Annotated in this window: 18 protein-coding genes; 6 read left to right on the top strand and 12 right to left on the bottom strand. The window is 35.0% G+C overall.

Annotated elements, in window-relative coordinates; genetic code table 11:
• The first annotated feature begins 22 nt into the window (after positions 1-22).
• A complete protein-coding gene (locus tag G6O70_RS05945) occupies positions 23-580 on the top strand; it encodes a M15 family metallopeptidase (protein ID WP_057868850.1) in 558 nt (185 codons plus the stop codon).
• Between the two features lie 209 nt (positions 581-789).
• Here G6O70_RS05945 and nrdG read toward each other — a convergent pair whose 3' ends face one another.
• The 5 genes from nrdG to G6O70_RS05920 all read right to left on the bottom strand — a co-directional run bounded on the left by nrdG (position 790) and on the right by G6O70_RS05920 (position 6030).
• On the bottom strand, positions 790-1380 hold the full coding sequence (gene nrdG / locus G6O70_RS05940) for an anaerobic ribonucleoside-triphosphate reductase activating protein (protein WP_057868849.1): 591 nt from the start codon (positions 1378-1380) through the stop codon (positions 790-792).
• Positions 1373-3532, bottom strand: coding sequence for an anaerobic ribonucleoside-triphosphate reductase (nrdD, locus tag G6O70_RS05935; RefSeq protein ID WP_057868848.1), 2160 nt, complete (start codon positions 3530-3532; stop codon positions 1373-1375). Before nrdD ends, nrdG begins: the two co-directional genes overlap by 8 nt.
• 322 nt (positions 3533-3854) lie before the next feature.
• Complete coding sequence (gene tsaE / locus G6O70_RS05930) at positions 3855-4322, bottom strand: tRNA (adenosine(37)-N6)-threonylcarbamoyltransferase complex ATPase subunit type 1 TsaE (RefSeq protein ID WP_057868847.1); 468 nt, start codon at positions 4320-4322, stop codon at positions 3855-3857.
• 31 nt (positions 4323-4353) lie between these two features.
• Positions 4354-5328, bottom strand: coding sequence for a phosphate acetyltransferase (gene pta, locus G6O70_RS05925; RefSeq protein ID WP_057868846.1), 975 nt, complete (start codon positions 5326-5328; stop codon positions 4354-4356).
• Between the two features lie 18 nt (positions 5329-5346).
• Positions 5347-6030 carry a uracil-DNA glycosylase gene (locus G6O70_RS05920; RefSeq protein ID WP_057868845.1) on the bottom strand — a complete coding sequence of 228 codons (684 nt, stop codon included), beginning with the start codon at positions 6028-6030 and terminating at the stop codon, positions 5347-5349.
• Positions 6031-6194: 164 nt separating this feature from the next.
• Between G6O70_RS05920 and G6O70_RS05915 the strand changes: the two genes are divergently transcribed.
• From G6O70_RS05915 to G6O70_RS05905, 3 genes are read left to right on the top strand one after another with little or no spacing between them, the layout of a single operon-like run.
• A complete protein-coding gene (locus tag G6O70_RS05915) occupies positions 6195-7061 on the top strand; it encodes a Cof-type HAD-IIB family hydrolase (RefSeq protein ID WP_057868844.1) in 867 nt (288 codons plus the stop codon).
• Between the two features lie 33 nt (positions 7062-7094).
• Positions 7095-7610 (top strand): LURP-one-related/scramblase family protein, encoded by a 516-nt coding sequence (locus G6O70_RS05910; RefSeq protein WP_181387772.1) that lies wholly within the window; start codon positions 7095-7097, stop codon positions 7608-7610.
• Between the two features lie 19 nt (positions 7611-7629).
• Positions 7630-8196, top strand: a complete 567-nt coding sequence (locus G6O70_RS05905) for a GNAT family N-acetyltransferase (protein WP_057868842.1) — start codon at positions 7630-7632, stop codon at positions 8194-8196.
• A gap of 38 nt (positions 8197-8234) precedes the next feature.
• On the opposite strand, the gene G6O70_RS05900 is transcribed toward G6O70_RS05905, so the two are convergent.
• The 3 genes from G6O70_RS05900 to G6O70_RS05890 form a co-directional block, all read right to left on the bottom strand.
• A complete protein-coding gene (locus G6O70_RS05900) occupies positions 8235-9896 on the bottom strand; it encodes an IS1182 family transposase (protein WP_219934309.1) in 1662 nt (553 codons plus the stop codon).
• 161 nt (positions 9897-10057) lie between these two features.
• Entirely contained in the window at positions 10058-11224 is a 1167-nt protein-coding gene (locus G6O70_RS05895) for a 2-isopropylmalate synthase (protein WP_057870474.1), read from the bottom strand.
• Between the two features lie 448 nt (positions 11225-11672).
• On the bottom strand, positions 11673-12824 hold the full coding sequence (locus G6O70_RS05890; RefSeq protein ID WP_057870473.1) for a 3D domain-containing protein: 1152 nt from the start codon (positions 12822-12824) through the stop codon (positions 11673-11675).
• A gap of 390 nt (positions 12825-13214) precedes the next feature.
• Between G6O70_RS05890 and G6O70_RS05885 the strand changes: the two genes are divergently transcribed.
• Complete coding sequence (locus G6O70_RS05885) at positions 13215-13739, top strand: helix-turn-helix domain-containing protein (protein WP_219934272.1); 525 nt, start codon at positions 13215-13217, stop codon at positions 13737-13739.
• A 20-nt stretch (positions 13740-13759) separates the two neighbouring features.
• Complete coding sequence (locus G6O70_RS05880; protein ID WP_219934308.1) at positions 13760-14602, top strand: IS3 family transposase; 843 nt, start codon at positions 13760-13762, stop codon at positions 14600-14602.
• 231 nt (positions 14603-14833) lie between these two features.
• On the opposite strand, the gene smpB is transcribed toward G6O70_RS05880, so the two are convergent.
• The 4 genes from smpB to eno all read right to left on the bottom strand — a co-directional run bounded on the left by smpB (position 14834) and on the right by eno (position 19909).
• Positions 14834-15301, bottom strand: coding sequence for an SsrA-binding protein SmpB (smpB, locus tag G6O70_RS05875; RefSeq protein WP_057870221.1), 468 nt, complete (start codon positions 15299-15301; stop codon positions 14834-14836).
• A 23-nt stretch (positions 15302-15324) separates the two neighbouring features.
• Positions 15325-17670: a ribonuclease R gene (gene rnr / locus G6O70_RS05870; RefSeq protein ID WP_057870222.1), complete on the bottom strand. Its 2346-nt coding sequence runs from the start codon at positions 17668-17670 to the stop codon at positions 15325-15327.
• Positions 17671-17775: 105 nt separating this feature from the next.
• The gene (secG, locus tag G6O70_RS05865; RefSeq protein ID WP_003688101.1) at positions 17776-18012 is read right to left on the bottom strand and encodes a preprotein translocase subunit SecG; all 237 of its coding nucleotides are present in this window, start codon (positions 18010-18012) and stop codon (positions 17776-17778) included.
• Positions 18013-18583: 571 nt separating this feature from the next.
• Positions 18584-19909 (bottom strand): phosphopyruvate hydratase, encoded by a 1326-nt coding sequence (gene eno / locus G6O70_RS05860; protein ID WP_057870223.1) that lies wholly within the window; start codon positions 19907-19909, stop codon positions 18584-18586.
• Positions 19910-20011: the final 102 nt, after the last annotated feature.

Below are 20011 nucleotides of genomic sequence, written 5' to 3'. Positions count from 1 at the left end.
TAAAAAGGAAGTGTGATATCAAATGAATTCATTTAAGCAGGGATTTACAAATATTCAGAAACTAGACCCAGATATTATTGTTGATTTAAAGTATGCAACAACTGATAATTTCACTAACAAAGTCGTCTATGATTTCACAACTGCAATTGCACGTACAGGAACTGCACAAAAGTTAGCTATCGCAAGTGAGTTAGTAAAAGAAAAAGGGTATTTCATAAAGGTTTGGGATGCTTACCGACCAGTTAGTGCACAGAAAAAATTATTTGAAGTTTACCCTGATCCTCATTTTGTGGCTGAACCTAATCCCAACTTTAGCCATCAAAAAGGAGTAACCTTTGACTTAACACTAGTCGATGCAAATAAAAAAGAGGTTAAAATGCAGAGTGCTTTTGACGACTTTTCAAAACGGGCTCACCGTAACTTCAAACGAAATGTTGATGAAGAAAAGTATTATCAAATTTTGAATGATGCAATGATTAAAGCTGGTTTTATTGGATATCCAGAAGAATGGTGGGATTATCGAGATTCTGAAATGGATGATTACCAACCACTAGCAGCTAACCCAAAAGATTATTTTTAATTTAAGCATAATATTTTCCTTACTAAATAAGTATTTTAAAAAGGCGTTGGATCAAAAGTTAAATTTTGACCCAACTCTCCATTTATTCGAAAACAATAAAAGTGCCAAGACAAATTTTAATTTTTGTCCTAGCACTTTTATTATTTTCACTCTCAGATGTTACTTAAATCAATCCATTTCGTCTATTCTGGATTAATTACATTAAAAAATCAGCGCAGTAACTTATCCCACAAAACTACTTTGTTACTTTTCAAACTTTTTTGTACATCTATTATTCGTTGATTAGAGCTACCTCTAAATTGTAGTGTTAAATCTTTTTTTGCAAGTTCAAAACGACCGTCAACTAATATATCAATCAACGATAGCAGCTCTAATTTATCCTCAGATTCTTGCATTAACTCGTCCCATGTATAGCCTGTCCACGACCACACATCCTTTGTATTACCATATTCCTTACGAAGACGTTTAACTAATTTTAAACAAACTTGAGTATTTACAAAGGGCTCTCCACCTAACAAAGTCAATCCTTGACAATATTCAGCTCCAATATCAGTCATAATTAAATCTTCTAATTCTTGGGTGTAACGTGTCCCATAATGAAAATTTTGGGCGACTTTATTATAACATCCTGGGCACGCAAACTTACAGCCACTCACATATATACTACAACGTACACCTTCACCATCAACAAAATTAAAGGCCTTATAGTCAGCAATAAATTCCTGACTTAAATCACTTGCTAACCATTCTTTTGGTTTAGGATTCTTAGGTCGACGTTCCCTTTTTATTTTTTCAGCCATTGTATCCCGTCCCATCGAAAAGATTTTTCTCTCGTGATGCAATTTCAGCATGTCTGCCATGAACCATCGGGCGCTGCAGTGGATTTCCTAAATACCCACAAGTTCTTTTTACACAATCACATGTTTTGGGATCATGATTACCACAGTCAGGACATTCAAAACCTCTAGCAGTAGGTTTAAATTCACCCTCAAAGCCACACTTAAAACAATGATCAATTGGTGTATTGGTCCCCAAATAACCAACCTTATCATATGCCCAATCCCAGACTGCTTCCAATGCTTTAGGATTTTGTCTTAAATTTGGATATTCACAATAATGAATGAACCCACCAGAAGCATATTTCGGATAATCTTCCTCAAATGTTAGCTTTTCAAAAGGAGATGGATGTTTTCTTACGTCATAATGAAAACTATTTGTATAGTACTCCTTATCCGTAATATCCTTAATTTTTCCAAAGCGTTTCGTATCAAGTACGCAAAAGCGGTCAGTCAATGATTCACTTGGAGTTGAATACACACTGAAATGATAGTCATATTCATCAGACCATGCCACACAATTATTTTTCAATTGTCTCACAATCTCAACTGTAAAGTCATGTGCTTCCTTATTCTTTTCCCAATCAGGACCATAAAATGCCGTGCCAACTTCATATAATCCTATATATCCAAGAGAAATCGTTGCTCGTCTATTTTTGAAAAGAGTTGAAACATTTTCACCTGGCTTAAGTCTCTTACCAAATGCACCATATTGATAAAGGATCGGTGCATTTTCTGGAATTGCTTGCTCTACTCTCTTCGCTTTAAAAACAAGTGCTTCTTTGCAAATTCCCATTTTTTCATTAAAAATCTTCCAAAATAATTCCTTATCACCACGAGACTCAATTGCAATTCTTGGAAGATTGAGTGTTACGACTCCTAGGTTCATTCTGCCAGAGTTAACTTCTTTTCCGTTCTCATCTTTCCAACCTTGTAAGAAACTACGGCATCCCATTGGAACTTTAAAACTTCCCGTTAGCTCCCTTATCTTGTCATACATCAAAATATCGGGATACATTCTTTTAGTCGCACATTCTACAGCTAATTCTTTAATATCATAATTAGGATCTTCAGGTTTTAAATTCAAATCTCTCTTCAAAGTAAAAACAAGTTTAGGAAAGATTGCAGTTCTCTTCTCTCTCCCTAGTCCTTTTATTCTAATCTGTAAAATAGCCCTTTGAATCTCTCGCTCAATCCAAGAAGTTCCTAAACCAAATCCTAGCGTTGTAAAAGGTGTTTGGCCCTGCGAAGAGAATAATGTATTTATTTCGTATTCAAGTCCCTGCATTGCATCGTAAATATCTTTTTTAGTCTTTTTCTTAGCAAATTCATGCAACTTATCTTCATCATCAATGTAATCCTTAGCATCAACTACATGCTTCTCAAAATTTCTTTTAGCAAAAGGTGCTAATAATTCATCCACTCGATTTGCTGAGCAGCCACCGTATTGACTTGAAGCAACATTAGCAATGATTTGAGCCATTTGAGCTGTTGCTGTTTGAATTGAATGTGGGCTCTCAACTTCTGCATTTCCAATTTTAAACCCATTAGTAAGCATTTCTTTAAAATCAATCAAACAGCAGTTAGTCATTGGACTCCAAGGGGTATAATCTAAGTCATGATAGTGAATGTCTCCACGTAAATGTGCCTTTGCAATATGCATCGGCATCATCTTTAATCCCAGTGTCTTACCAACCGCACCAGCAGTTAAATCTCTCTGCGTATTAAAAACATTACTATCCTTATTCGCATTTTCATGGACTAATTCTGGATCTTTAACTTGTAGTCTCTCCAACCTACTAGCAGGATTAGTCTGATCTTGCCAATACTCTTCATTTTTTTTATAAACATTTATGTAATCAAGAGCTTTGGTTTGGTAACCAGCTTCATTGAGCGCACTAATCACTGCACGATGAACTTCATGTGCATCAACTTCATCTGTCCTACCAATCACCTTTAAAATTTCTTTAATTAATGTTTTTTTATGCTTCTGCAGACCCATCTCGTCAAATATTATTTCAAGTTTGTAGGAAGCAAACCTCATCTTACTACCATCGCGCTTAATAAAATATGTTGGTTTTTTCACGTTCTTTTTTTCTTCTACATCTACACTCACAAATTTTTCCTCCCTACGGTTAATTCAATATATATATTGTATCCTCATAGGACATGTAATACAACTAATAGTGTTATCGAAATGAACGCACACTACATATTGTTTTTTAACTTTGTGATTCTTGTTACTATAAATCAATCAGCTTAAAATATAGCAAATCCTCTCCTGTAAGCAATTCAAAGTTAAAAGAAGATTTTAAAATTATGAAATGCATCTATCTAGAATACACAAAAGAGCCAAGTCAAAATTTTTTGACCTAGCCCCATATTACTCATATATATATCTTTAGATGAAACTACTTAAAAATTATTACATCTTAGCCTTATTTGATTAGTTCAGCAAATTCGCTAACCAACTGTTCATAGCGCTGTCCACTTGCAACGAATTCAATTTTTCGCCAGTCATCATGTTCATCGTCTTTTTCTAGGTTAATTACCAAGTGAGCGGATGGAATGTCTTCAGCAACAAATTGTGACCATTCAAGCACACTTACACCACTTTGGTTAAAGTATTCTTCAAGGCCTAAGTCACCCGCACCAACTCCTTCAAGACGATATAAGTCCATATGAAACAAAGGTAATTGTCCATCACGATATTCCTTAACTAAATTAAAAGTTGGGCTCTTCACATTCTTAGTAATTCCTAGCCCAGCAGCTAATCCTTTTGTAAAAGTTGTTTTGCCTGCCCCTAAATCGCCATTTAGCAAAATAATATCTCCAGATGTCAACAGACTGCTTAAAAGCTGAGCATATCTAATTGTTTCTTCTGCGCATCTAACACTAATTTTCATAAGAATTTACCTCTACTCACTTCTTATATTCTTATAAAGTTGCTTGCAATGCAGTAATAATTGCGACCTTGTATACATCATCTTCATTCGCACCACGTGACAAATCAGAGATTGGCTTATTTAATCCTTGTAAGATTGGACCAACTGCTTCAAAGCCACCAAAACGCTGAGCTATCTTGTATCCAATATTTCCAGACTGCAATTCTGGAAATACAAATACATTTGCTTTTCCTGCAACTTTAGAGTCTGGTGCTTTCTTTGCCGCAACAGATTCCACAAATGCTGCATCAAATTGCAATTCACCATCAATTTGTTCATTTGGTGCCAACTCTTTTGCCAAGGCTGTTGCTTTTGCTACCTTTGTTACCTCATCAGATTTAGCTGAACCTTTTGTTGAAAAGCTCAATAAAGCAACTTTGGGATCAATATCAAAGAGTCTAGCAGTTTGAATACTTTCAACTGCAATTTCTGCTAATTCCTGTTCACTTGGATTAATATTGATTGCACAATCAGCAAATAAGTATTTCTCATCATTTCTTGTCATCACAAAAGCACCACTTGTTCTTGTAGTTCCTGGCTTTGTCTTAATAATCTGTAAGGCAGGTCGAACCGTATCACCGGTTGGATGAACAGCACCCGACACAAGTCCATCTGCAACCCCAAGATAAACAAGCATTGTCCCAAAATAATTAACATCTTTTAACATACTTCTTGCTTGTTCTGCTGTATTCTTTCCTTTTCTTCTATCAACAAAAGCTGCCACCATCTCTTCAAACTTATCCTTTGGGTAAGATGGCACATCTATGACCGACATTCCTTCTGGTAGTTCGCTAATACCAGCTAAACGTTTAACATCATCTTCAGTACCCAAAACTAAACTACTGACTAATTTGTCTTCAGCTAATCTAACCGCTGCTTTGACTACCCTAACATCATTTCCTTCAGGAAAAACAATTTTTTTATTCTTACCTTTGATTTTCTTGACTAAACTTTCAAATAATTCCATGATTAACCCTCCACTTTGTTAATTTATTTTTTCTGGTAACTGCCAATCGATTGGATCTTCTCCCATAGCAACAAGTGCTGCATTGGTTTTAGAAAAAGGCCTTGATCCAAAAAAACCTCGATATGCAGAAAATGGACTTGGATGAGCCGAAGCCAAAATAATATTCTTCTTCTGATCAATTAACTGAATTTTATCTTGTGCTGCTTTTCCCCAAAGTATAAAAACAACCGGTTGTTTTCTTTCGGATAAACTTCGAATAGCCTTATCAGTTAATAACTCCCATCCCTTACCTTGATGAGAAAAAGCCTGTCCATCTCTCACAGTCAAAACTGTATTCAACAGTAAGACTCCTTGTTTGGCCCATTTTTCAAGATATCCATGATCAACCGGTTTAATTCCCAAATCACTTTCAAGTTCCTTATAAATATTTTGAAGAGATGGTGGAACTTTGACTCCAGGTAGAACTGAGAAACTGCAACCGTGAGCCTGCTTAGGTCCATGATATGGATCCTGTCCTAATATACAGACCTTAACTTTCGAAAACGGAGTCCATTCAAATGCTTGGAAAATATGATACATATCTGGATGAATTTCTTGATTTGCATATTCTGTTTTTAAAAAACTATGTAAATTCAAATAATATTCTTTTTCAAATTCGGGTCCTAAAATTTCTTGCCAGTCATTATTAATAAGCGTTTTCATTTGCGACACCTCGCATTTATTTTATCATATTTACTCTTAAAAATAATGACTTTTCTTGGTTTTTTAATGATTATATTTTCTGAAGAACTAACTCACTAAAAAAAAATCGTTATTCATGGTAGAATGAGTGTAAAATCGAATTGAAGTTAATGGAGGAAAAAAGTATGATACAAATTATTGCTTCTGATATGGATGGCACTCTACTAAACGATCATATGGTTATTTCAAAAAGAAATTCCGATGCCATTAAGGCTGCACAAAAAGCAGGTGTCCATTTCGTCGTTTCGACTGGTCGTGGGTATACAGAAATCAAGCCACTTATCGAAGAAGCGGGATTTAATTGCCCAATGATTACTTTAAATGGTGCTCAAGTATTTGATAAAAATGGTAACCTTCTAAGTTCTGCTGCAATTAATGACACACTTGCAAGCAATGTTTTATATCTATTGAAGAAAACAGGTTTGTATTTTGAAATTGTTACTTCTGCGGGAATTTACTCAGACAGTAAGACAAATCGAATTGAGAATTTTGCTGAGTTATTAACAAAAGTCAGCCCAGAAACACCATACAAATTAGCAGTTTCTATGGCTGCTGCACGTTTTGAACTGATGAATGTTAATTATATTGATGATTATTTGAAAATAATCGAAGATCCCTCAATAAAGGTTTATAAATTTGTTACCTTTAGTAACGAAGGTCCCAAAAAACTTAATCCTATCAGAGAAGAATTAAAACAATTTGCCTCTCTTGTAGTTACTTCATCCTCAAGTTCTAATATTGAAATCAATCATGTAAATGCACAAAAGGGAGCGGCTCTTCAAGCTTTCGCTGATTTAATGAATATTCCTATGGACAATGTTATGGCTATTGGTGACAACAATAATGATATGTCGATGTTGAAAGTTGCAGGTGTTAGTTATGCAATGGGTAACGCCATCACTGAAGTAAAGCAGACTGCTAAGCGTTTGACTAAAAGTAATACTGAAGATGGTGTTGGTTTAGCCATTGAAGAAGTGTTAAAAGAAAAATAATTTTGTTGGTTTGAACTCAAAGGAGGTATTAAATTGCGTAACTTGTATGCCCACCGACATCGTCTCAGTACCCAGGGTGCAACTAAAATCGTAGATCAAAATTCAAAAGCAATCTACCTTGTTGTTGGCAATTGGGGCAGGCATCAAGATGTTTTATCAGTATATGCAATCTCTGGCGAGCTATTAGCACAAATCAAGCAGCGAGGCTTTGGAATATTCCCCAAATTTGAACTTTTTCTTAATACTGAAAAAGTCGGTTCCCTTCGACGAATTAATTTTGGCAATAGGGATCTCATTCTCATAAAAGGTCTAAATTGGATGGTAGTGGGCAATATCGTTAATTTTACTTATAAGATTTATCATAAGCAAACATTGATAATGTCATTACAAGAGGTGATGCTGTCTTCTGGTAAATTTTTAGAATTGACTGTCAACAATAAAGATGATGAGCCGCTCTGTTTAGCCATTGTTGCAATTTTAGATTATTTTGCAAGTTCGTCCCAAAGAAAACGAAATTCACGTTACCAATTACAGGTTAAATATGATTAAACTTAAAAGGAGAACAAAATTGTTAATTAGAAAAGCTACAGACCAAGATTCCAAGGCAATTGTTTCTTTATTCAATATAATTATTGATGAGATGGATTTGGAGATTGTCAGGACATTAGATTGTTCTAAATTGGATATTGTCTTTCAAAAATCATTTGAAACCCCAGAGTTTTTATCACAATGGGCTCAAACGATCGTTGCCGTTGAAAATGATAAAGTTGTAGGATTCCTATATGGATACCCCTTTGAAAATGAGAAGAAAATCAACAAATTAATGCACTCCTTCTTGCAAGATGCTGGTCTCTCTCCCTCAATTGTAATATTTTCTGATCCCGAGGCATACCCAGATGAATGGTATTTAAATTCAATTGCTGTCAATCCTAAGTATCAAGGGCATGGAATTGGGAGTAAACTACTAACGGCTACTGATGATCTAGCGGCAAATCAAAATAAGAATAAGATTGGTTTGAATGTAGATTGGGAAAATCCACGAGCAGAGGCTTTATACCATAATTATGGTTTTAAGAATGTCGGTCAAACAAAATTAGGCGATCATAACTATAATCACTTGCAAAAAAGTATATGAAAAAATACATTTGATTAATCTATAACTACTTATCTAACTTATGTAAAGTAAAAAAAGGGGCTGTGCCATAAGTCCTTCAAAATAGAAGAGATTAGTGAAAATCGTTCTTTGATTTTCACTAATCTCTTCTTTTGTGTTATAAAATAATTATAATTGGTGTTCTTCGCCACCAATTTTCTAATATTCATTGCCATCAAGGCAATTCCAGCCTCCCTTTTTACCTTTTCAAGCCCCCTAACTGAAAATCTTCTAAAACCTAAACAAGCCTTCAATCCACCAAAAACTGATTCAACGTCTATTTTACGTCGTCCGTAAATTGAACCAGTTTGGTGATTTGAAAGCAATTTGCGTTCTTTAGCTTTGAAATATTCCCATGTGCCATTAATACTTATTTTACGAGGTTTTCCGCTTTTAGTGAATGCTCGGTTATCAACCTGAAAATCGTTATCGTATTTGTTTGCCTTATACTCTTTAAATTCACGTATAAACCCATACTTGTCTTTGCGCTTACGGAAAGCATAAAAACTAAATCTAACTCCTTGCAGATCAATAAAATAATCGTCTTTAGGATGATATGCCCAATTCATGACCTTACGGTCGTCACTTTCCCATTTGCGACTATTTTCTTTCAGCATCGTACCATATGGAATTAATGCCGTATGTTCAGGTAGTTCATCTTCAAGATATTGATAATTTGATTCTGAACCGTATCCTGCATCAGCCACAATATACTTACCTAAAGTTCCAGCTGCTTTCTGTTGCTGTAAAAAGGGAATTAATGTTTTGGTATCTCCTGGATTTTGAAAAATGCCAAAGGCAGTTACAAATTGTTTACTTGTGGCGATTTGTAGATTATAAGCCGGTTTTAGCTGTCCGTTGAGCATTGGATCTTCCTTAATACGCATGAAAGTTGCATCATGATCTGTTTTCGAATAACTATTTCTTTTACCATAAATTTTGGTTTGCATTTTATGATCTAATAATTTAGCTTGCCGTAACTTAAGTTTTCGTTTTAAAGATTTTAGTTTTCGACGCCTTGACTTGTCTGGATTGGGAGAGATGTGTTCTTTTTCAATCTTTTTATTCAAATCTTTCAAGTCATTTTCTAACCGCAAGATAATTTCATCAAGCATTTCTAAAGTAAGATCTGTCTCTGCAGGGAGCTGACACTTAAATTTAGCTTCATTTAATTCTTCCAGAAGGGATATAATCGCAGAGCGATTAAGCTTGTCAAAACGAACAGTATTTTTACGCCAAACAAAACTATACTTATTGGCATCAGCCAAAATTTTAGTTCCATCAATAAAAGTAACCTCATCAATAAAGTTATTTTGCTTTAGATATTTGGTTAGTTTTTGAATGCATTGATTGATCAAGTTCTCAACTTCATCTGAAATTCTAAAACGACAAATTGTTCGGTAGGCTGGAACTTGTTCTTGCGTCAGCCAGCGGGCTGCCAAATTCTCTTCTGCCAAGGTATTAATACGACGACTACTGAAGATACCTTTTGTGTACGCAAACAAAATTAATTTTAAAAGTACACGCAGATCATACTTACGCGGACGTCCAAAGATGTAGGGATCTTTAATTTTAAGGTCTTCAACTATTTGATTAATCATCCGTGCAGGATGATTTTCTTTTGGTTCCCAGTCAGTTTTGATACTAAGTACAGTCTGATTTATGTTATAATTATTATACATTTTGTTTATCCTTTCTATAGGGGTATTGTTTTTGAAAGTACTGGCTGCAACCGGTGCTTTTTTATTTTTAATTATACCAAAAGAGCTTCACCAGAAAAATCATTACTTTCTCTGGTGAAGCTCTTTCACTTAGGACTTATGGCACAGCCCCTTTTTTATACCTATTTTTTACTTGCAACTCCTTGTATTTCGTTCATTATCTGAACTAAATCATCATCGGAAACAATTGGCTGATTATCAGCAATCGCTTTGAATTTAATGAAAATATCCTTAGTTGTCTCTTTATCAATTTTATATCCCATCTCTTCTAACTTTACTATCACTGCATGTGAACCCGACAATTTTCCCAAAGGGATCGATGAATGTGCAACTCCCACACTTTGCGGAGTTAAAATCTCATACGTTGCATGATTCTTCAAAAAGCCGTCTTGATGAATTCCTGATTCATGTGAAAATGCATTAGTTCCTGTAATAGGTTTATTATTAGGAATCTGCATTTTTGATTTTTGACTAACCATTTTAGCTATTTCGAAAGTCTTGGTTAAACAGATATTAGTCTCAACTTGATAAAAGTCCTTCCGCACCATTAATGTCGTTGCAATTTCTTCAAGTGCTGTATTCCCTGCACGTTCACCTATACCGTTAATTGTTCCTTCTACCCTAGTTGCGCCATGTTGAATTGCGGCTAATGCATTGGCTGTTGCCATTCCTAAGTCATTATGACAATGTATCGAAAATACTACTTCATCAAATTCAGGAATATTGTCTTTTAAATAATCAAATAACTCACTAATTTCTTCTGGATTAGTGTAGCCTGTAGTATCAGGAATATTAATCACGTCTGCTCCTGCAAAAATTGCTGTGCGAATTGCTTTAACCAAAAAATTCCATTCCGTTCTAGTTGCATCCTCTGGGGAAAATTCAACATGCTCAAATTTTTGATGAGCATAACTAACACAATTCTCAATTGTTTCGATTACTTCATCTTTGGTCATATGTAACTTTGCTTCACGATGGATAGGACTCGTTGCAATAAACACATGAATTTGACCATTTGGAGTGTCTCCTAAGGCAGCACTCACTGCATCAATATCTTTTTTTACACAACGTGCCAGTCCTGTTACCTTACATCCTGTTATTTCCTGTCCAATTTTTCTAACTGATTTAAAATCATTCTTTGATGCAACAGGGAAACCTGCTTCAATTACATCTACACCCCAGTTAACTAATTGTTTAGCTATTCTTATTTTATCCTCAATCGAAAAATTAACACCAATTGTCTGTTCGCCATCACGTAATGTTGTATCAAAAAATTGTATTTGTTTCATACTTATATCCTCCTAATTTATAAAAATATTTGTAAATAAAAACGCCCCATTCATCAAGAATGGGACGTTCATTCGCCGCTCAAGCCCCATTCTAACTACAAATAGGACTCGACATATTGTCAGAGTCCTTCATCATAGTAGTAGGGCAAATTCAATTACACGATTATTTGATTGAATGCTCATATGAAGGACTCCTTTCATTTATTAGATATAGTTTAGACTATTTTAATTAAAAGGTCAACTATTAATTGGATTTTAATTTAAAAAAATACTTCACTCTACTCATCAAATTCAAATTGATTATTTAATTTCAAATTAAAAAAGCTCTGGTCACAAAGTAACTAGAACTTTAATATTTAGATTTATCAGCATCAATTAACCAAAAATTTGTTTAAATTTCAATTTCTAAGCTATTTAAAAATGCAGAGTTTTTAAGTTATTTATTAGATTAACTCAATATCTTAACTGTAACTGATCTTCTTCCCCAACTCTGCGCCTGTGCAACAGTTGAAAAATGCACATCAATAATGTTTCCCTTTATTGCGCCACCTGTATCTCCGGCTACTGTAACTCCATAACCTGAAACCCAGACAATACTTCCTAATGGGATGACACTGGGATCAACCGCTATACAACTTGGGTGTTGACTTAAATTAATTCCTGTTGCACTATAAGAGCTCAAACCACTCTGAGCAGTCGAATATCCGGTTGATTGCATAGTAAGCGTTTTTGAGCTACTACCTGTTGATACAACATTGGTCGCTGTTGTAGTTATTGCAGAATTTGCAGAACTACTGCTACTAGCCGTTGTAGAGCTGGAACTTTGACTAGATACTGCTGCAGAAGAACTTGTTGTTGATGACTGTGCTGAACTACTACTTGTTGCTGCTTGTGCTTGTTGTTGTACAGCAAGTGAACTAGCACTTGCCTGTGCTGCTGCTTCTTTTGCTGCACTTTCCTTTGCCCATGAAACCTTATTAGCAAGAGTTGCCACTGCCGCTTGATTATTTTTCACCAGCTGCTTTAGAGAACTCAACGAAGCACTCATCTGATCCTTCTTCAAAGCTAAGTCTTTCGCCTGACTATCAAGACTTGCTTGATATGTTACCAGTTGCTTGCGATCGGTTGAAATTTTATTAACACTCTGTTTAACAGCAGCTAAGCTATCATTGTAAACAGCTTGTAAACGAGTTAATGCAATAACATTACCTAACCATTGAGATAAATTACTAGAATTTTCAAGAACCTGAAGCGTATCATTTGTTCCTTCTCTTAATTGAAGTTCTCTTAATCTAGCTTTAGCATCTGCAACACGCTTTTGTTTTTCCGACTTGGCAGCTTCGAGTTTTTCCTTAACAGCTGTAATGTTAGCGGCTGTATCCTTTTTCTTTTCATTCAACTGTTGTATCTCTTGGTACACTTGATTAACAGCCGTAATCTTTTTAGATAATTGATCATTATTGGTATCTAATTTTTTCTGGGCACTACTTTGCTGCCCTTGTAAGCTACTTACAGTATCTGCAGAAACCCCACTTGTCATGGTTGTCATTACAAATGCTATTAGTAATATGTATTTTGTGACGACCCCAATTATTTTCATAAGAATTAACCCCTTTACCACTGAATATTATACGCAATCAGCTAATTCCATTGGTTGCAGGTATCTTACAAAATATTACTTATTTGTTTCATTATTACTTTTTTCTTAAGAATTGTAATAAAAAAATACACTTTTGTTATGAGTTTATACAATATATGTGTATGAAAAATATTTTTTCTAAAAATAAAAAGAAGCTTGTACTATAAGCCAGGAAGACTTGATTACTAACTTGAAATTACGAACATACCGTGAGCTCTGCTACGCAATTCAAATTTAGTCGAAGTGCTTTGAATTATAAAACTCATTTATTTGTAATAAATAAGGAAGTGTGACATAAGTGAAGTGCCTTACAAAACTTGGACATGTAAATCAAGTTTTGGAGGTGCTTTTTTGACACGTAATTATACCTACAGCTTTAAGTTGAAAGTAGTTAAAGAATATTTAAATGGTGAAAATTCACTCCACACACTGTGTCTGAAATATAAGATGCCGAGTGATACTCCATTAGTAATTTGGGTGTCGCGTTATAAAGCTTTTGGTCCTACCGGACTTAAACAGCTTAAACGCCGGCACTATTCTAATGATTTCAAGGTAGCGGTTATTACATATTACTTGAACCATTCTACCAGTATTCAAAAAACAGCCATCCACTTTAATATCAGCCACACAGTCGTTTATAATTGGCTTAAATTAATGCGGCAATTTGGAATTAAAGCCGTAATTTCATCTAAGATAGGACGACCCAAGATGGTTAAGAAAAAGAAAGAAACATCCAAGAAAAAGACCGAACAACAGTTAATAGAGAGACAACAAAAACAAATCAGACATTTAGAACAGGAACTTTCCTATACTAAAATTGAGAATGTTTATCTAAAAAAATTGGATGCCGTAATTCGAAACAAAAAACAGCACTAAAAGTTAAAACAATTAACGAATTGCAGCGTGATTATCCCTTTATTACGCTCTTAAAAGTTGCGGGACTTGCGCGTTCGACGTATTACTATCATTTAGCTTGTCTAAACCGGCCTGATAAATATCGTCAGGTTAAACAAATTATTCGGCAAGAATTTGCCCGCTCTCATCAAACTTATGGTTATCGTCGCATGAGATTTGTTTTAAAACAGCATCATGTTAAACTTTGTCTAGAAACTGTTCGTAAAATTATGTTTTCTATGGGTCTGAAAGTTACTCTTTTTTCAAAACATTCTGGTCGGTACAACTCATATCATGGTCATGTTGGACAGGTGGTACCTAACTTGCTCAAGCAACAATTCAAGGCCCATAAACCATATACTGTTTTGCATACTGACGTCAGTCAGTTTAAACTTACGTGTGGAAAATGGGGTTATATTTCGACAGTTATTGATGAGGCTAGTAATGAAGTTTTAGCCGCTAAAGTTAGTTCAACACCCAATCGTGTTTTGATCGATCAAACCCTTGAAACAGTCATTAAAAAAATTCCCGCAACCACTAAACCAATTCTACACTCTGATCAAGGATGGCAATATCAAATGACCAATTATCAAGCTAAACTAAGACATCATCATTTCATTCAAAGCATGTCTCGTAAGGGAAATTGTTTAGACAATGCCCCAGTTGAGAGCTTTTTCAGTATGCTTAAACGTGAATGTTTAAGGCGCATTAAGGTTACTTCGCTCAGTGAACTAAGTACATTAGTGGAACATTATGTTGCTTGGTATAATAACCAGCGAATTTCACTTAAGCGTCACGGATTAACTCCAGTCGAATATCGTAAACAGTATCTAACTAATAATTAAAACAAACATGTCCAACTTTTTTAAGGCAGTACAAAGTCGGGAAAATTTGAGTACTAACTCGAAATTACGAATATAGCGAGTAATTTGCTATGAGTAATTCGAAGTTAGACGAAGAATTTTGACTTATAAAACACGTTTATACGGAATAAATAGAGGAACTGAATCAAAATTTTACTTTTGATCCAGCTCCTCTCGCTGATTCATTGTTGAATATTCATCGTATTTTATTTTCTAACTATAGTTTTTCAATGTTCGCTGGATTTGTCGTTCTTGATCTTTACGTTTGATAGATTCCCTCTTGTCATAGTCACGTTTACCTTTACCTACTCCAAGCAAAACTTTAGCAAATCCACTTTTAATATAAACCTTTAGTGGGACTAAAGTGATTCCCTTGTCAGAAGTCATCTTACCTAAATCAGCAATTTGTTTTTTATGAAGTAATAATTTACGATTTCTAAGTGGATCGTGATTAAACTGATTTCCTTGTTCATATGGCGAAATATGAACATTCATCAGCCAGACTTCACTATTACGAATTTGTGCAAAACCATCCTTAAGGTTTATTCGACGTGCACGTACTGATTTAATTTCTGTTCCAGTTAAAACAATTCCAGCTTCAACCGTATCAATTATCGCATAATCATGGCTCGCTTTTTTGTTTTGGGCCAAAGGAGGATTCTCATGTTTCTTTTTTACCATCATAAACACCTCCTAAAAAATTATCAGTGTCTCTTTTTTAACTTATCTTTAAAGGGACGATAACCATGCTGCTTATCTCTGTTTTTTGAATTACCCTTTTTACTATCATACTTACGATTTCCCTGATATTTTTTATCGCCATTGCCTCTCCTTGAATCATTTCCTCCAGCTTTGACCAACAAATCAGTCTTAGGAGCATCTTCAGGATTTAAAAGAGTGAAGTCAACTTCCTTTTGATCAACATTAACATTAACTAACTTGACCCTTATTGGTTGTCCAATTCGGTAAGTTCTCTTGGTATGACGACCAACTAGAACCATATGTTTATCCAAGTACTCATAGTAATCATCTTTCATTTCACTAATGTGAATAAGACCTTCAACCGTATTAGGTAGCCCAACAAACATCCCGAATTTTGTTACAGAACTAACAACTGCATCAAACTCTTCACCGACATGATCAGCCATATATTCAGCTTTCTTCATCGCATCAGTATCACGTTCTGCATCAATTGCACGCCGCTCCATTTGTGAACTATGGAGAGCTATTTCAGGGATTTCTTGCTTATATTCTTCCTTTGTTTCATCATTAATCCCATTTTGTTCATAAAAACGAATTAAACGATGAACTAGAAGATCTGGATATCTTCTAATTGGAGATGTGAAATGTGTGTAATCTTGTGCCCCAAGACCAAAATGTCCTAATGGTTGGTCAGAATATTTTGCTTGCTGCATTGAACGTAGTAACATCGTTGAAACCATTGCTTCCTCTGGTTTACCCGCTACTTTCTTCAAAATTGTTTGTAACATCTTAGGTTTTACATCATTACTGCTACCAGATGCTTCAATTCCTAAACTAGACAATGCTTCAAAAAATGATAGCATTTTTTCTGCTTTTGGAGTTTCATGAATACGATAAATAAAAGGAACGCGTAAATGGTTGAAATGTTCAGCAACTGTTTCATTAGCAGCAAGCATAAATGATTCAACTATTCTTTCACTAGTTCCGCGCTCTCGCAACTGAATATCAACTGGATGCCCTTTTTCATCAACAATAATCTTTGCCTCTGTATCCTCAAATTCAATTGCTCCGCGTCTTTTTCTCATTTTAAGCAAAATTTTATGGAGTTCATTCATTGTTTCAAACATCGGAACTAAATTCTCATATCGTGCCATTGTTTTTTCATCACGCGACTCAAGAATTTTATTAATCGCAACATAAGTCATTCTTTCCGTTGTTTTAATAACACTTGGGAAAATTTTATGATTCAATACATTACCTTCTGAATCAATCTCCATTTCACAACTCATTGCTAATCGTTCAACCTTGGGATTTAACGAACAAATTCCATTTGATAATTTATGTGGCAACATTGGAATCACACGATCTGTCAAATAAACTGAAGTACCTCGACTGAAGGCTTCATCGTTCAACGCTGTACCAACTCTTACATAATGAGAGACATCCGCAATATGCACACCTAAATGATAATTGCCATTATCTAACTTCCATGCTGTAACCGCATCATCAAGGTCCTTAGATTCAATGCTATCAATTGTGACCAAATCTTGCTCAGTCAAATCCACCCTACCCTTACGTTCCTCATCAGTTACATGGTCAGGAATCTGCTCAACCTCTGCCATCACTTCTTCTGGAAAATGGGTTGGAATATCATGTTGATAAACAACCTGTAAAATATCAATTCCAGGATCATTGACATTTCCAATTACCTTTATCGCAATACCTTTGAGTATTCCTGGAAGGTGTGCATCAGGGTAGGCAGTGATATCCGCTAAAATTACTTCGCCTGGAACCGGGTTTAACCCCTGATCTTCAACCAAAAAAGTATAATGAGATAATTTACGATCTTTTAATTTCACTGTCCCAATAATACCTTCTGGATATTCCTCTTCACTATCTATAACAAACTCACCAACGACTTGCTCAATAGCATGTTTAACAATCCCAACGACTTTTCCCTCGGGTCCTCTACCAGTTTTCTCATCAGCTTTTCTAAGCTCAATAACTTCAACTTCATCACCATTCAAAGCCGCCATTGTTTGTGTTGGGTTAATAAAAAAATCAGGTGTGTCGACATCTACTGTTACAAAACCAAAGCCACGATCATTTGCATGAAAAACACCAACAAACTTTGGAAGAGAATCATCCTTAGCAATTGTAAATGCTCCATTTTGGTTAAGTGTTACTTCTTTATCATGCTCTAGTTGTGCTAATGCTTGCACTACAAATTTAAACTGAACTGCTGTTGTCATTGCAATAGCCTCAGCTAACTCTTGAACTTGAAAATCACGATCTGGTGATTCTCTTAATTTTCTTAGTATCTTTTCTTTAATAATATTATTTTCCATTAATTTCCTCGTTTACTTAATTAATTATCTATTACGAGCTATTCTTAATCCAAAAAAAAAGTAAAACCCCCCTGCACAGAGTTAAGCAGAAGATCTTACTTTTTATCAATGCGATGAAATATAAACCAAAGCCAATGAAAGTATAAAGAAGATTACTCCTAATACGGCCGTTACCTTCTGCATAAATGCCTCAAATCCACGAGGTTTTTGCTTGCTAAATAAATCCGCTGCTCCACCTGATAAAGCAGAAGCTGCATTATCATTCTTAGCAGGTTGCATCATTACAGCAATAATAATCAATACAGAAACAATCATCAAAATAGTTAAAATTAAATTATACAAGCTCATACCCCCTTACTCCATAGGTAATCTACATCTATTATAATGTAGCATAAATAATCTTTTATTTCCAGTCAGTTTTATCACTTATAAATCAAGTTTTTTTGCCAATAAAAAATTACCAACTTGGCAACTATCTTATACAGATTAAATAATGAGATCAATCAAAAGTCAACTTTTTAATACGTTTAGAGAAAATTAAAATCAAGGAAATTTAAATATCGGCAAAATTACAAGTATAAGATGCTATTTATTATTCAACTTAAAGGCTTATAGTCAGATAGGTTATCTTAATTCATAAAAATTGTTTATCCAATAATAAAAAAAGGGCTGTTCCAAAAGTTAAATTTTGACTCAGCCTCGCTAATTATTCTGTATAAACGTGTTCCATAAGTTAAAATTATCCGTCTAACTTCAAATTTTTCTGATTTATGTCACACTCCCAAATAAAAAAAGCTGTATTAAAAGTTATCTTTTAATACAGCCACATTATTTAGTTATTATATTCAAATTCCTTATGCTAATTTACCATTACTAGTTCAAAATTAGCTAACTTAAATTATAACGTTATTAATTATTTTGCTTCAATCTCTTGACGAGCTTGTTCACTCAAGTTATAGAATGATTGAATACCCTTATATTGAGCAACACTTTCACTCAATTGGTCTTCAATTCTCATCAATTGGTTGTACTTAGCAATACGATCTGTACGGCTCATTGAACCAGTCTTGATTTGACCTGCATTTGTAGCAACAACTAAATCAGAAATTGTTGTATCTTCAGTTTCACCTGAACGATGAGAAACAATAGCTGTATAACCAGCTTCTTTAGCCATTTCGATAGCTTCAACAGTTTCTGTCAATGTACCAATTTGGTTAACTTTGATGAGGATTGAGTTTGCAGCACCCATCTTAATACCCTTTTTCAAGTATTCTGTGTTTGTAACAAAGAAGTCATCACCAACAAGTTGAACTTTCTTGCCCAATTCGCTTGTAATTGTCTTCCAATCATCCCAATTGTTTTCATCGATAGGATCTTCGATTGAAATGATTGGGTACTTGTCAACTAAGCCTTCAAGATAGTTAATAAATTCTTCAGTAGAGAATTCTTCACCAGTTGACCAACGTAACTTATACTTGCCAGTTTCGCCATCCCAAAGTTCTGATGAAGCAACATCAATTGCAATTGCAACATCACTACCAGGTTTGTAACCAGCAGCTTCAATAGCTTCGATCAAGAACTTCAATGGTTCTTCGTTGTTCTCAAAATCAGGAGCAAATCCACCTTCATCACCAACAGAAGTTACCTTGCCAGCTTTAGCAAGTAACTTTTGTAAGTTATGGAAAGTTTCTGAACCCATACGGATTGCTTCTTTAACAGATTTTGCACCAACAGGCATAATCATAAATTCTTGGAAGTCAACCTTGTTATCAGAATGAGCTCCACCATTAATGACATTCATCATTGGTGTTGGAAGAACGTGTGCATTAAAACCACCTAAGTAGTTATAAAGAGGCACTTGTAATTCATCTGCAGCAGCACGTGCAGCAGCAATTGATACAGCCAAAATAGCATTTGCGCCTAATTTACCTTTGTTAGGTGTGCCATCTAAAGCAATCATAGCCTTATCAATAGCAACTTGGTCTGTAACTTCATAACCAACAATTTCTTTTGCAATAATATCGTTAACATTAGCAACAGCTTTTTCTACACCCTTACCCATGTAACGCGACTTGTCACCATCACGTAATTCAACAGCTTCATGTTCACCAGTAGATGCACCTGAAGGAACGATTCCACGGCCAAAAGCACCTGCTTCTGTATAGACTTCTGCTTCAACTGTTGGGTTACCACGTGAATCTAAGACTTCGCGTGCATAGATCTCTGTAATACTAGACATAATATACTCTCCTTTGAGTTTTAGATTGGCTTGAGTTTCTAGCCCAAACCTATTTTAAAGGTTTTTTCAACGACTTTCAATTGTTAGCCGCAAAAAACATCA

Source organism: Liquorilactobacillus hordei DSM 19519 (genome assembly GCF_019443985.1).
In the GTDB taxonomy this organism is placed as follows: Bacteria; Bacillota; Bacilli; order Lactobacillales; family Lactobacillaceae; genus Liquorilactobacillus; species Liquorilactobacillus hordei.
Note: the sequence above shows the minus strand (reverse complement) of the source record. Positions and strands in the feature narration are given on the sequence as shown.